The following is a 13178-nucleotide window of genomic DNA, read 5'->3' as shown; positions in this document are numbered from 1 at the left end:
TCAACGGCGCGTCTTGCGCCCTTTTACTTTCATCTTGTTGGCCGCCTTCTTGACCGCAGTCTTGAAGGCCTGCATCGCCGATTTTGGCGCGCGTTCGCTTTGTTCGACGGCTTCCGGCTTCTTGCGAGCGCTGCGCTTGGCGGAAGCCTTTACCGGAACGCCACTCGGCACCGCGCCTTTGTCCTTCATGGCGCGGGCCCCGAGCTCTTCGCCTTCGCGCACCAGGCGGAAATCGATCTTGCGGCCGTCAAGATCGACGCGGCTGACCTGCACACGAACGCGCGTGCCGATCGCATAGCGGATCCCCGTGCGTTCGCCGCGCAACTCCTGCCGCTGCTCGTCGAACTTGAAGTACTCGCCACCAAGTTCGGTGATGTGGACCAGTCCTTCAACGTACATCGCATCGAGTGTGACGAAGATGCCGAAGGTGGTGGCCGCGGTCACGACGCCGCCATACTCCTCGCCGAGGTGCTCGCGCATGTACTTGCACTTCAGCCAGGCTTCCACATCCCGACTGGCCTCGTCGGCACGGCGCTCGTTGGCGCTGCAGTGCAATCCGGCCGCTTCCCAGGCCTGCACCTCCTTGCTCGGCGCAACGTTGGCCTTCTGCGGCCTGGCGTTCGGCGACTTCACGCGCGAAGCCAGCCGCTTGGCGAGCTTGGCATGGGCCTCGCCCGGCGTTGGCAGCATCGGCAACTGGTACTTGGTCTTGCCGAGGATCGCCTTGATCACGCGATGCACCAGCAGGTCCGGGTAGCGGCGGATCGGGCTGGTGAAATGGGTGTACGCCTCATACGCGAGCCCGAAGTGACCGCTGTTGATCGGCGTGTAGATCGCCTGTTGCATCGAGCGCAGCAGCATGGTGTGGATCTGCTGGGCGTCGGGTCGCTCCTTGGTTGCATCGGCGATCGCCTGGAACTCGCCCGGCTTCGGGTCGTCGGTAATCGAGAGGCCAACGCCCATTGCCTTGAGATAGCCGCGGAGGATCTCCTTCTTCTCAGGCGTCGGACCTTCGTGCACGCGATACAGGCCTGGATGCTTGCCCTCTGCGATGAAGTCCGCGCTACAGACGTTGGCCGCGAGCATGGCTTCTTCGATCAGGCGATGCGCCTCGTTGCGCGTGCGCGGCACGATCTTCTCGATGCGCCCCGCCTCGTCGCAGATGATCTGCGTTTCGGTCGTCTCGAAATCCACTGCGCCACGCTTCGAACGCTGGCCAAGCAGCGCGCGATACACGTCGTGCAAATTCAGCAAGTCCTTGACACGCTCCTTGCGCTTCTGCGCCTCAGGTCCTCGCGTGTTGCCGAGGATCGCGGCGACCTCGGTATAGGTGAAACGCGCATGGCTCCACATGACCGCGGGGTAGAACTGATAGGCGTAGATCTCGCCATCGGCCGCCACGAGCATGTCGCAGACCATGCACAGCCGTTCGACCTCGGGGTTGAGGGAGCAAAGGCCATTGGACAGCTTCTCCGGCAGCATCGGGATCACGCGGCGCGGGAAGTACACGCTGGTCGCGCGATCGTAGGCATCGATGTCGATGGCCGAGCCGGTCTGCACATACGCGCTGACGTCGGCAATCGCAACCAGCAGACGCCAGCCCTTGCCCCGGCCGACCTTGGCGGGCTCGCAGTACACCGCATCGTCGAAGTCGCGCGCATCCTCGCCGTCGATGGTGACCAGGGGAATGTCAGTGAGATCGATTCGCCCCTTCTTGTCCGCGGGACGCACCTTGTCGGGCAGCGCCTTCGCTTCCGCGAGACACGCTTCGGAGAACTCGTGCGGCACGCCGTACTTGCGAACAGCGATCTCGATTTCCATGCCGGGGTCGTCGATCTCGCCGAGCACTTCCTTCACACGACCCACGGGCTGCCCGAAGAGCGCAGGCGGCTCGGTGAGCTGCACGACCACGACCTGCCCGACCTTCGCAGTGCCTGTCGCGCCCTTGGGGATCAACACGTCTTGACCGTAGCGCTTGTCCTCCGGCGCCACAAGCCACACGCCGCCTTCGTGCAGAAGGCGCCCGATGATGGGCTGCTCGGGCCGCTCAAGTATCTCGACGACACGACCCTCCGGACGGCCTCGTCGATCGAGCCGCACGACACGCGCCTTGACGCGGTCCTTGTGCAGGACCGCGCGCATCTCGTTAGGGGGCAAATAGATGTCGGCTTCACCGTCATCGCGCTGCACGAAACCGTGTCCGTCGCGATGTCCAAGAACCGTTCCTTCAACTTCATCCAGCAATCCGCCGGAATGGCCAAAATTTTTGATATGATCTCCTTCTTTCCTGAAATTCAAAACATAACTGCTTCGGCAGATATGTGGGCCCAGATGGCGGAATTGGTAGACGCACTAGTTTCAGGTACTAGCGAGTAACATCGTGGAGGTTCGAGTCCTCTTCTGGGCACCAAGTTTAAGTTCACCCTTCCAGGGTTTTTCGATTCAAGCCACCGGTCTCCGGTGGCTTTTTTCTTGGCCGTATGCGGCATCAAATCGGTAGCGCGATCAGGTCGTGCCCCTCTGCACCCACGATACGTGCGCGAGTGAACTCACCGACCTTCAGCGTCTTGCTGATCTTCTCGGGCGGCAGCAGCCGCACGGTGCCGTCGATCTCGGGCGCATCTGCATAGCTCCGGCCAACGCCACCCTTGCGGCCCATCGCGGGCGCGGAATCCACGAGGACCTGCATCGTTGCACCGATGCGTCTTTGCAGCTTGGCGATCGAGACGGCTTCCGCCACCTCCATGAATCGCGCACGCCGCGCTTCTCGCTCGGCTTCGGGCAACATCCCGGGAATGTCGTTTGCAGCAGCGCCAGCCACCGGGCTGTAGGCGAAGCACCCTGCCCGATCGATCTCCGCCTCGCGAATGAAGTCGAGCAGATGCTCGAACTCCGCCTCGGTCTCGCCCGGGAATCCCGCAATGAAGGTGCTGCGAACCACCAGTTCGGGACAGACCTCGCGCCAGCGCGCGAGGCGCTCGAGGTTCTTCTCGCCGCTGGCAGGCCGCTTCATGCGACGCAGCACATCGGGGTGACTGTGTTGCAACGGCACGTCGAGGTACGGCAGAACCTTGCCCTCTGCCATCAACGGAATGATCTCGTCGACACTGGGATACGGATACACATAGTGCAACCGAACCCACGCGCCATAGGGCGCGGCGATCTCGCCGAGCGTACGCACGAGTTCGAGCATGCGCGTCTTGACCGGCTTACCGTCCCAGAAGCCTGTTCGGTACTTCACGTCGACGCCGTAGGCCGACGTGTCCTGACTGATCACCAGCAGTTCCTTGACGCCGCCCTCGAACAGCGCTTTCGCCTCTGAAAGCACATCGCCAACCGGCCGCGACACGAGATCGCCGCGCATGGACGGGATGATGCAGAAGGTGCAGCGATGGTTGCAGCCCTCGCTGATCTTGAGATAGGCGTAGTGCCGCGGCGTGAGTTTCAGGCCGGCGACGCCGAACGCCTGCGGAACCAGATCAATGAACGGATCGTGCGGCTTCGGCAAGTTCGCATGGACAGCGTCCATCACTTCCTGCGTCGCATGGGGCCCGGTCACCGCCAGCACGCTCGGATGCATCTCGCGCACCAGGTTGCCGCCCTGCTCGCCCGTCTTGGCGCCCAGGCAGCCAGTGACGATGACGCGGCCGTTCTCGGCAAGGGCTTCGCCAATCGTGTCGAGGCTTTCCTTGACGGCGTCATCGATGAACCCGCAGGTGTTCACGATGACGAGGTCTGCGCCTTCGAAGGTCTTCGAGGTCTGGTAACCCTCGGCGCTCAGTTGGGTCAGGATCAGTTCGGAATCAGTCAGGGCCTTGGGACAGCCAAGACTCACAAAGCCGATCTTGGGGGTAGTCGGCTCAATCGTTCTATCGGGGGAGGCTACTTCGCTCATATCCCCGTATTGTCCCAGCTATCGGCCGGCACGCGGAATTCAGGGGCGCTTGATGCCGAATGCGCCCAAGACCTGCTCTGTATTTTTCTGCATCTGCTCCTGCATCTGCAGAAACACGTTCTTGGACTGCTCCACGTAGTTGCCCATCAGCCCCTGCAGCACCGGCGATTGAAGCGTCATGAAACGGGCCCACATCTCCGGCGTCAGGCCCTCGGCCTTTTCCGCGAGCTGCGCCTGCACCTCGGCCATCGCCTGGATGTTCTTTTCCAGGTAAGGGCCCATGTAACTCTGCATGGCATGACCGTAGAAGCGGATGATGCTGGCGAGCACCTGCTCAGTGAACATCGGCGCACCACCGGCCTCTTCCTCGAGGATCACCTGCAGCAGGATGCTGCGCGTGAGATCGTCGCCGGTCTTGGCGTCCCGCACGACGAAGGATTCCTTGTTCATGACAAGCTGCTTCACCTCGGCGAGCGTGATGTAGCTGGAGGTTTCCGTGTCGTAGAGCCTTCGGTTCGGATACTTCTTGATGACCCGCTGGACCGGCTTGGTACCGGACTTCTTGCTCTGCACTAGGGACTCCTTCTAATTTCGCATCAGGGCGTGCAAACGATTCTAGGGAGCGGCCATATTGCACCGCGCCAAGGTTTACCCTGACCAAAAAAAGAAGACGTCAGTCCAGCGATGTCGCGTATTCGGCGCCGCAGATCTTGCAGGCACCCGTCTCGGGGCGCTCGTCCGTCGCTTCCCGATATTGCAAAGGGCTCTTGATGCCGTTGAACACCCAACAGCGCGGACAGTGCTCGTGCCCCGCGACCGGGAGATACGCGCGTGCGCGCTGCTCGGCCCGCTCCCGGGTCACCGGAGTGCCCTGACGAAGGGTGCGCGCTACTTCCTCTGCCGCCATGGTGCCGGCACGGCCGTTGGCCCGATCGTTGAGCCCATAGACCACTCGAGCGAACTCGAGCGGTGCCTGCCGCACCAGCGCCGCGATGCGAAGTTCTTCTAGCGTTGGATCGATCTCGGCGGCGGGGGTGTTCATCTGTTCCCTGGAGTCGAGTGCATTGAGGTGACGTGAGGGCAAGTTACCACAACTGACGCGGCAACCGCCAGTCACCCGAAGGCCATAGACCGCATAGACCGACAAGCGATCTGGGCCGGAAGCCGGAGAGAGGGAACGGGAGGAAGAGGATGACTTGATCAGTTTGCGTCTGGTGGTTAATCAGACTCGACCAAGTAAATTGGTAGGCGCGATTGGACTCGAACCAACGACCCCCACCATGTCAAGGTGGTGCTCTAACCAGCTGAGCTACGCGCCTGTGTGTATTCGAGAAGCGAGAGTATAGCAGGCTTTACGAGCCACTTTTTCAGCGACGTCGAACTGATCGCACACCGACTACCGTAGCGACCACGGCAAGCACCTGTACGAGTCGCGCAGCATCGGCGATCTCGATGGTGAACGTCATCCACGCAGTCCCTTTGACGGACTGCGTCTGCACGCCGATCACATTCATCTTCTCGCGCGCGAACACATCGGAGATATCGCGCAGCAGGCCCTGCCGGTCGGCAGCTTCGATCGCGACATCGACCGCATAGACAGCGGCTCCATCGCCCTTCTGCGCGCCCCACTCGACGTCGATCACGCGTTCCGCGTTCTGGCTCGCCATCGACCTGAAGTTGCTGCAGTTGGCGCGATGAATGCTCACACCGTGCCCCTTCGTGACGAAGCCGCGGATCGCATCGGGCGGCGCAGGCTTGCAGCACTTGGCGAGTTGCGTCATCAGCGACGACACGCCGACCACCAGCACGCCGCCGCGCCCGGCCTGCTCGCTCCCGCGCGCCTTCTTGATGATGACGCCATCGTCAGGGCTGGCAGGTGGCTCTGGCGGTCGCAACAGCACTTCGATGTTGCGAAGCGAAAACTCGTCCTTGCCGACCACCTCGAACAGGTTGTCCGCCGACTTGAACCCGAGTTGCGAAGCGAGGTCCTCCAGCTTGAGTGCCGTCTTTCCTTCGCGCTGCAAAAGCCGCTCGACCGCCTCGCGGCCACGTGCAACGGTCTCGTGCGTGATCTGCGCGTTGAACCAGGCCCGGACCTTCGCCCGTGCCCGATGGCTCACGAGATAGCCCAATTCAGCATTGAGCCAGTCGCGCGACGGACCGCCCTCCTTCGCGGCAATGATTTCGACCGTCTGGCCGTTCTGCAGCGGCGTGTTGAGCGGCACCATCACGCCGTCGACGCGCGCGCCGCGGCAGCGATGACCGAGGCTGGTGTGAACCGTGTACGCAAAATCGACCGCCGTCGCGCCCTGCGGTAGCTCGACGATTGCCGCGTCGGGCGTCAGCACGTAGATCCGATCGTCGAAGAGCCCTTGCCCCTGCTGGCCACCGGACAGATCGCGCTCCCACGCAAGAAGTTGCCGGAGCACTGCGATCTTCGCGTCGTACTCGCCCGTCGCCCACACACCCGCATAGCCCTTCTGGCCTGCTTCCTTGTAGGCCCAATGCGCGGCCACGCCGTGCTCGGCATGGTCGTGCATCTCCTCGGTGCGGATCTGGATTTCGATCGGCTTGCCAGCCCGTCCGTCGATCACATCGCGCACCACCGTATGCAGCGACTGGTATCCATTGGGTTTGGGCCGTGCGATGTAGTCATCGAACTCGGCATCGATCGGCTGGAAATGCGAGTGCACCCAGGCGAGAGCGGCGTAGCAATCCTTGACGTCACCGACGATCACGCGCAGCGCCATGATGTCGAAGACCTGCTCGAAGTCGAGCGACTTGCCTCGCATCTTCTTGACGATGCTGTAGATGTTCTTCGGCCGCCCCTGCACCTTGGCCTTGATGCCTTCGGCGGCCAGTTCGCGCTCGAGCCGCGATCTCAACTGCTCGACATAGCTCTCTCGCTCGATGCGCTTTTCTTCGAGAAGTCGAGCGATGAGCTTGTAGGTATCGGGCTCGAGGAATCGGAACGAAAGATCTTCGATCTCCCACTTCACCTGCCAGATGCCCAGCCGATTCGCGAGCGGCGCAAACACTTGCAGCGATTCACGCGCGACGTTCTCGGGCGGGGGATTCTTGGACGCCGCCGCATAGCGCAACGTCTGAAGCCTCGACGCCAGCCGGAGCATGACCACGCGAAGATCGCGCGAGAAAGCCAGCAGCATCTTGCGCACGTTTTCCGTCTGCGTGCCCGCGCCGTCGTTCAGAGGGCCATTCGCCGTCGCCGAACGTGCCTGCTTCTGCACATAGACCAGCTTGGTGGTCTCTACGGCGAGCGCCGCGAAGTTGTCGCCGAACACCTTGGCGATGACTTCCTGCGGCCGGTTCAAGTGCTGGCACGAATAGACGAGATAGCTGGCAGCCTGCATCGCTTCGGAGCCGCCCATCGACGCGACGATATGCGCGACAGCATCCGCATGCGCCAGCGTGTTTTCGCCGGTGTCCAACATCTCGTCGGCGATCAGCGGCTCGGCGAATGCGCGAGCACGCGCGAGCATGTTCTCCATCACCGGCGACCGCTCCGCGGTTGCGGCCGACAACGGGTAGTCGACCACGATCGATTCCGGCGTGGATGGCGCCTGAAGGTTGGATTGCTCGCGCTTCACAGTTCTGGACGCCGGAAATTCGACCGCCCTGCCAGCCGGCAAGCCTCACGGGGCGCGTGATGAAAAGCTGGCGCGGTCATGTCAGAAAAAGCGAAGTCGCGATGAAGATAATGGTCTCGTTGCATCCTACTTCAACCGGAGTTCATCATCATGCTCAAAGGCAAAACCGCGCTCGTCACGGGGTCCACCAGTGGCATCGGCCTTGGAATCGCCAAGGCCCTTGCACAGCAAGGCGCAAACATCTTGCTCAATGGTTTCGGGGATTCCGAACAGCCACGCGCGGAAATCGCAGCACTGGGCGTCAATGTCGAGTACCACGGTGCCGACATGAGCAAGCCTGACCAGATCGCGGACATGATGAAGTTCGCCGCCTCGAAATTCGATCGCGTGGATGTGCTCGTGAACAACGCCGGCATCCAGCACGTCGCAAACGTCGAAGACTTCCCGCCGGAGCGCTGGGACGCGATCATCGCCATCAATCTGACCAGCGCGTTCCATACCACCCGTCTCGCGATTCCTGCGATGCGTGCGGCCAACTGGGGCCGGGTCATCAACATCGCTTCCGCGCACGGGCTCGTCGCTTCGGCTCAAAAGTCGGCTTACGTCGCAGCCAAGCACGGCATCGTCGGATTCACGAAGACGGTCGCCCTCGAAACCGCGACCACCGGCGTCACCTGCAACGCGATCTGCCCCGGATGGGTGCTGACGCCGCTGGTGCAGAAGCAGATCGACGATCGCTCCGCGCGCGAAGGCATCGCGGTCGCTCAGGCCCAGAAAGAACTGCTCGGCGAAAAGCAGCCTTCGCTGCAGTTCACCACTGTCGAGCAGCTAGGCGGGCTGGCTGTGTTCCTGTGCTCCCCGGCGGCGGATCAAGTCCGCGGCGTGGCCTGGCAGGTCGACGGCGGCTGGACCGCCCAGTAAGCGGGCACTACGGTCCGGCTACTTCAGCTGGACCGATCCCGAGACGTTCACCACCACGCTGGTCTTGCCCGCCTCGATCGGCACCGGCGCATCAGACGACGCTGCCTTGGCCATTTCCATCGCCATGACGCGCGGCTGGATCGGGCCGCCGAGGTGCGAGTTGACCGACACCTCGCGCAGCGTGTAGCCGGCAAAGCCGAGCCGCTTGGCCAGTTCGTCGGCGCGCTGCTTGAAGTTGTCGATTGCCTGGCCCTGGGCTTCCGCTTCGACCTTGGCCTGCTGTTCGCGGCTCAGGCTGAATCCGACATTCCGGACGGTCAGCGTCGAAATCCGGCCAGCGGTCTGGGCGATCCGCGGGAAATCCCGGCCTTCGAGAATCAGGTCGGCAGACCCTTGCCAGCCGGTGAGCTTGCCGTCGCGGCTGCGGCGCGGCGACATGGTGAAGTTGCCTGTCTGCACATCGAGTTGCCCGGGTTGCGCACTCTTGCGCGCCTCTGCCAGCGCGGCGTCGAGCGCTGACTTGAGCTGCGCTTGCACCGTGCTTGCGTCGGTGCCGTCGCGCGTCGTCGAAAGCGTCATGCTGAGTTGGTCCTGCTGAACTTCCACCGTGGCGTTCGCCGACAACTGCAGTACGTTCTGCGGAGACGGAAGCGTGACGGCCTGCGACCAGGCCACCGTGGTGCTCATCAGGACGGCACAAGCCGCCAACCATTTGGCTTTGTTCAAGACTGAATTCCTTTGAAGTTGAAAGAGAAGGTGCCCGTGCGGGCACCACTCATGGCCGCGACTTGCCCAGCGCGACGCCCTTGAAATCGGGTGCCGGAACCATGCGCTCGGCCGGCACGGATTCTGTGGGGAGCGATCGCGGCGCCGATTGTTGTCGCACCTGTTGACGCAACTCCGCGAGTTCGGCCGGCGTCAGCCGACGGCCAGCCATCGCCTCGCCCTGCCTGACTTCAGCGCGGGTCGCCGCACGATGAGCTTCGACCGCATCGCGCAGGCTGCGCTGCTGAACACCGCCAGTGGGGAAGAAATTGACAGGCCCCGCTTCGGCGACAAGGCCGAACGACGCGCAGGCGAAGACAAAAGACAGTGCGAATTTGTTGCTTTTCATAACGACTGTGGGACAGCAAAACCAACTTTGCCATCGCAACGCAATGCGTGAACGTCCTACCCGCTAGCGGCCGCAAGTTTTGTAACTTAGTGTCAAACAAATACTTAAAGCGACGCATCGGGTGCGAACACCCTCAGAATTGGCCCTGTTACAAATTCAGCGTTGTAAAAATGAATCAGACTCCAGCTCGCACTGACAAGATCGTGATCGTCGACGACGACGCCCGCATCCGCGACCTGCTTCGCCGCTACCTCACCCAGGAAGGTTTCGAGGTGATCGTGGCCGAAGATGGCAAGGCGCTGAACCGGATCCTGCTTCGCGACACGGTCGACCTGATCGTCCTCGACCTGATGATGCCGGGCGAAGACGGCCTCTCGGTCTGCCGCCGGCTCCGCGCAGCCAACGACCGCACCCCGATCATCATGCTGACCGCCAAGGGCGAGGACGTCGACCGCATCGTCGGCCTCGAAGTCGGCGCCGACGACTACCTCGGCAAGCCTTTCAACCCGCGAGAGCTGCTTGCTCGCGTCCACGCGGTGCTTCGCCGCCGGCCGCCGCTCGAAGCGCCGGGAGCCCCATCGACCGACAACGAGACAGTGAACTTCGGTCCGTTCAGCTTCGACCTCGGCTCGCGGACCCTTAAGAAGGACGGCGAAGAGCTCTCGCTCACCACCGGCGAGTTCGCGATGCTCAAGGCACTGGTGCGTCATCCGCGCCAGCCGCTGTCGCGCGAAAAGCTGGCCCAGCTCGCTCGCGGCCGCGAGTTCGAGCCCTTCGACCGCAGCCTGGACGTGCAGATCTCGCGCCTGCGCAAGTTGGTCGAATCCGACGCCGCGGCGCCGCGCTACATCCAGACGGTCTGGGGCGTCGGCTACGTGTTCGTGCCGGACGGCACGACCTGAGGCATAGACGTCCGTGGCCGTGACGCTCGGCCCCCAGACCACACAGCCAAGCCCGCTAGAGGACAGCACCCAGGGCACGCTGCCGAGCCCGCTTGACGGGATCGGCTCGCGCAAGCGCCGCACCCGGCTGCAGCTCGGCCTCAGCCTGTTCTGGCGGACTTTCTTTCTGCTCGTCCTGCTGCTCGTGGGCTGTACGGTCGCGTGGCTGCAGACCTTTCGCGCGCTCGAATACGAGCCGCGCGCGATCCAGACCGCGCACCAGATCGCGTCGCTCGTGAACCTCACGCGCGCGGCGCTCGTGTATTCCGATGCCATCACGCGCGTTTCGCTGATCAAGACGCTGGCCGACCAGGAAGGCGTTCGCATCCTGCCCCGGGAGCCGGGCGACCGCTTCCTGCCCTACACCAGCGGCGCGCTGGACCAGCGCGTCACCGAAGAGCTGATCGCGCGCCTTGGCGAAGGCACCACGGTCGCCAGCCGCGTCAACGACGAACCAGGCCTGTGGATCGGCTTCACCATCGAAAGCGACACTTACTGGCTGCTGGTCGACCCGACCCGCTTCAGCCGCCTCGACCGCCGCACCTGGCTGATCTGGCTGGCGACAACGATGGCGCTCTCGCTCGCCGGCGCGGCGCTGATCACGCGACTCATCAACCGGCCGCTCAAGCAGTTGTCGCAGGCCACGATGCAGGTACGCGAAGGCGAATACGAGGCGCATCGACTCGACGAGCGCGCGCGGACCAACGAGATCCGCGCCGTGAACGTCGGCTTCAACCGCATGGCCGACCAGCTCGCCAAGATCGAGCAGGACCGCGCGGTGATGCTCGCCGGCATTTCGCACGACCTGCGCACCCCGCTCGCCCGGCTGCGCCTCGAAACCGAGATGAGCGTCGCCGACCCGGATGCGCGCGACCACATGGCCGCCGACATCGCGCAGCTCGACGCGATCATCGACAAGTTCCTCGACTACGCGCGCCCGGACCACGTCGATTTCAAACCCGTGCTGCTGCGCGACGTGGTCGACGCCTGCGCCTATGCCGTGCAGGACCATGAAGACATCAAGATCACCGTCGATGTACCGACCGACCTGCGGGTCATGGCCGACGAGGTGGAACTGCAGCGCGTGATCTCCAACCTGGTCGAAAACGCGCGGCGCTACGGCAAGACGCCCTCGACCGGCGTCGCCGACGTCACGATCCAGGCGCAGGCCCACAACGACGCGGTGCTGATCAAGGTGCGCGACCATGGCGCGGGCGTTGCGCCAGCCCTGCTGTCGCAGCTGAGCAAGCCGTTCTTCCGCGGCGATGTGGCACGCACCTCGGCGGCGGGAGCGGGTCTTGGCCTGTCGATCGTCACCAAGAACATCGAACGCATGGGCGGCACTTTTGCGCTCACCAGCACGCCGGGTCGTGGGCTGGCCGCGCACATCCGCATGCCGCGCGCAGCCTCGGCGCGGGGTGGTGATCCCTCGCAGGCGAAGGACAAGGACAAACAGCCGCAAACGCGGCCGTAACGGCTAGCGGTGGATCAACGCGATGGCGCGCGACTCCATAGCGCGCCCTTCGCCTACCGGACCGAGCTTCTCGGCCGTCTTGGCCTTCACGTTCACCTGACCGGCTTCGACGCCGAGCACCGCCGCGATGCGCTCGCACATCGCCGAGATGTGCGGCGCAAGCTTCGGCGCCTGGGCGATCACCGTGCAGTCGATGTTGCCGATCTCCCAACCTGCGGCGCGCACGCGGCGTGCAGCCTCGGCCAGCAGCACCGCTGAGTCGGCGCCGCGGTACTGCGCATCCGTGTCAGGAAAATGACGCCCGATGTCGCCGAGCCCGGCCGCGCCGAGCAGCGCGTCGGTGATCGCGTGCAGCAGCACGTCGGCATCCGAGTGGCCGAGCAAACCCATGGTGTGCGGCACTTCGACGCCGCCGAGCATGAGCTTGCGCCCCGAGACGAGCTGATGGACGTCCCAGCCTTCGCCGATTCGCAGATTGAGTGGGGTCATGGTTGGATCTTCCGGCTGCGCAGGATGGCATCCGCGAGCGCGAAATCCTCCGGATAGGTCAATTTGAAGTTCTGGCCGCTGCCCGGCACCAGCAGCGGCGCGAGCCCGAGGGCTTCGATCGCACTGGCCTCGTCAGTCACCGAATCGCCGGCGCGCTCGAGCGCGTCGAGCAGCATCCCGATGCGGAACATCTGCGGGGTCTGGGCCAGCCATTTGTCGGCGCGTGTCGCAGTGCTCGCCACTCGGCCGTCGGGCGATGCGACCTTGAGCGTGTCCGCCAGCCGATGCGCGAGCAGCCCGCCGACGGCATCGTGCTCGCAGGCGGCGATCAGCGCTTCGATCTGCGTGGGGGTGACGAGGCAGCGCGCCGCGTCATGCACAAGCACCCAGTCGTGCGCACCTGCACCGGCCTGCCGCAATGAAGTCAGCCCGTTGCGCACCGTCGCGGCGCGGGTGGCGCCACCGACGCGGAACAGATGTTCCCCATCGGCCGGAAAGCGCTGCAGAACGATGCCGACATCCGAATCCTCCGGAGAAACCACCAGCGCGACGCCGGCAAAGACGCCCTTGAGGGACCGGAAGACCTCCAAGGTGTGCTCGACCATGGGCCGGCCCCCGATCCGCTGGTACTGCTTGGGCCCTTTTCCACCGGCGCGGCTGCCGGTGCCGGCGCAGGGAATCAACACGTAAAGACGGGAAACGGACATGGTTGCGAGCGGCCTGCGTGAACGGGGCA

Annotated in this window: 12 protein-coding genes and 2 tRNA genes; 4 read left to right on the top strand and 10 right to left on the bottom strand. The window is 63.8% G+C overall.

All coding sequences use genetic code 11. The annotated features are described in order from the left end of the window. Positions 1-2298 (bottom strand): ribonuclease R, encoded by a 2298-nt coding sequence (gene rnr, locus FHW64_RS02600; protein ID WP_260303611.1) that lies wholly within the window; start codon positions 2296-2298, stop codon positions 1-3. A 27-nt stretch (positions 2299-2325) separates the two neighbouring features. On the opposite strand from rnr, the gene FHW64_RS02595 reads away from it, so the two are divergent. Then, positions 2326-2410: transfer RNA gene (locus FHW64_RS02595), tRNA-Leu, on the top strand. A gap of 78 nt (positions 2411-2488) precedes the next feature. Here the strand turns inward: FHW64_RS02595 and rimO are convergent. From rimO to FHW64_RS02570, 5 genes are all read right to left on the bottom strand, one after another. Next, positions 2489-3895 (bottom strand): 30S ribosomal protein S12 methylthiotransferase RimO, encoded by a 1407-nt coding sequence (gene rimO / locus FHW64_RS02590; protein WP_184522791.1) that lies wholly within the window; start codon positions 3893-3895, stop codon positions 2489-2491. Positions 3896-3934: 39 nt separating this feature from the next. Continuing rightward, on the bottom strand, positions 3935-4468 hold the full coding sequence (gene phaR / locus FHW64_RS02585) for a polyhydroxyalkanoate synthesis repressor PhaR (RefSeq protein ID WP_184522789.1): 534 nt from the start codon (positions 4466-4468) through the stop codon (positions 3935-3937). A gap of 100 nt (positions 4469-4568) precedes the next feature. Continuing rightward, positions 4569-4937 carry a hypothetical protein gene (locus tag FHW64_RS02580; protein WP_184522787.1) on the bottom strand — a complete coding sequence of 123 codons (369 nt, stop codon included), beginning with the start codon at positions 4935-4937 and terminating at the stop codon, positions 4569-4571. Between the two features lie 200 nt (positions 4938-5137). Continuing rightward, a tRNA-Val gene (locus tag FHW64_RS02575) sits at positions 5138-5214 on the bottom strand. A 48-nt stretch (positions 5215-5262) separates the two neighbouring features. Next, a complete protein-coding gene (locus FHW64_RS02570; RefSeq protein WP_184522786.1) occupies positions 5263-7503 on the bottom strand; it encodes a bifunctional (p)ppGpp synthetase/guanosine-3',5'-bis(diphosphate) 3'-pyrophosphohydrolase in 2241 nt (746 codons plus the stop codon). Between the two features lie 150 nt (positions 7504-7653). Here FHW64_RS02570 and FHW64_RS02565 point away from each other — a divergent pair, with 150 nt between their 5' ends. Then, on the top strand, positions 7654-8424 hold the full coding sequence (locus FHW64_RS02565) for a 3-hydroxybutyrate dehydrogenase (protein ID WP_184522784.1): 771 nt from the start codon (positions 7654-7656) through the stop codon (positions 8422-8424). An 18-nt stretch (positions 8425-8442) separates the two neighbouring features. Here the strand turns inward: FHW64_RS02565 and FHW64_RS02560 are convergent, their stop codons facing one another. Together FHW64_RS02560 and FHW64_RS02555 are read right to left on the bottom strand one after the other, a co-directional pair. After that, positions 8443-9111: an SIMPL domain-containing protein gene (locus FHW64_RS02560; protein ID WP_184524199.1), complete on the bottom strand. Its 669-nt coding sequence runs from the start codon at positions 9109-9111 to the stop codon at positions 8443-8445. An 88-nt stretch (positions 9112-9199) separates the two neighbouring features. Next, positions 9200-9538 (bottom strand): hypothetical protein, encoded by a 339-nt coding sequence (locus FHW64_RS02555; protein WP_184522782.1) that lies wholly within the window; start codon positions 9536-9538, stop codon positions 9200-9202. Between the two features lie 170 nt (positions 9539-9708). Between FHW64_RS02555 and ompR the strand changes: the two genes are divergently transcribed. Both ompR and FHW64_RS02545 read left to right on the top strand, forming a co-directional pair. Next, positions 9709-10440, top strand: coding sequence for a two-component system response regulator OmpR (gene ompR, locus FHW64_RS02550; protein WP_088956805.1), 732 nt, complete (start codon positions 9709-9711; stop codon positions 10438-10440). A 19-nt stretch (positions 10441-10459) separates the two neighbouring features. Then, positions 10460-11953: an ATP-binding protein gene (locus tag FHW64_RS02545; protein WP_409350592.1), complete on the top strand. Its 1494-nt coding sequence runs from the start codon at positions 10460-10462 to the stop codon at positions 11951-11953. A 3-nt stretch (positions 11954-11956) separates the two neighbouring features. On the opposite strand, the gene ispF is transcribed toward FHW64_RS02545, so the two are convergent. After that, entirely contained in the window at positions 11957-12442 is a 486-nt protein-coding gene (ispF, locus tag FHW64_RS02540) for a 2-C-methyl-D-erythritol 2,4-cyclodiphosphate synthase (protein WP_184522780.1), read from the bottom strand. Then, positions 12439-13149: a 2-C-methyl-D-erythritol 4-phosphate cytidylyltransferase gene (gene ispD / locus FHW64_RS02535; protein ID WP_184522778.1), complete on the bottom strand. Its 711-nt coding sequence runs from the start codon at positions 13147-13149 to the stop codon at positions 12439-12441. Before ispD ends, ispF begins: the two co-directional genes overlap by 4 nt. Between the last annotated feature and the right edge of the window lie 29 nt (positions 13150-13178).

Source organism: Variovorax sp. Sphag1AA (assembly GCF_014192575.1).
Classification (GTDB): domain Bacteria; phylum Pseudomonadota; class Gammaproteobacteria; order Burkholderiales; family Burkholderiaceae_C; genus Variovorax.
The sequence above is the reverse complement of the archived record's forward strand: the minus strand, read 5'-3'. Positions and strand labels throughout refer to the sequence as shown.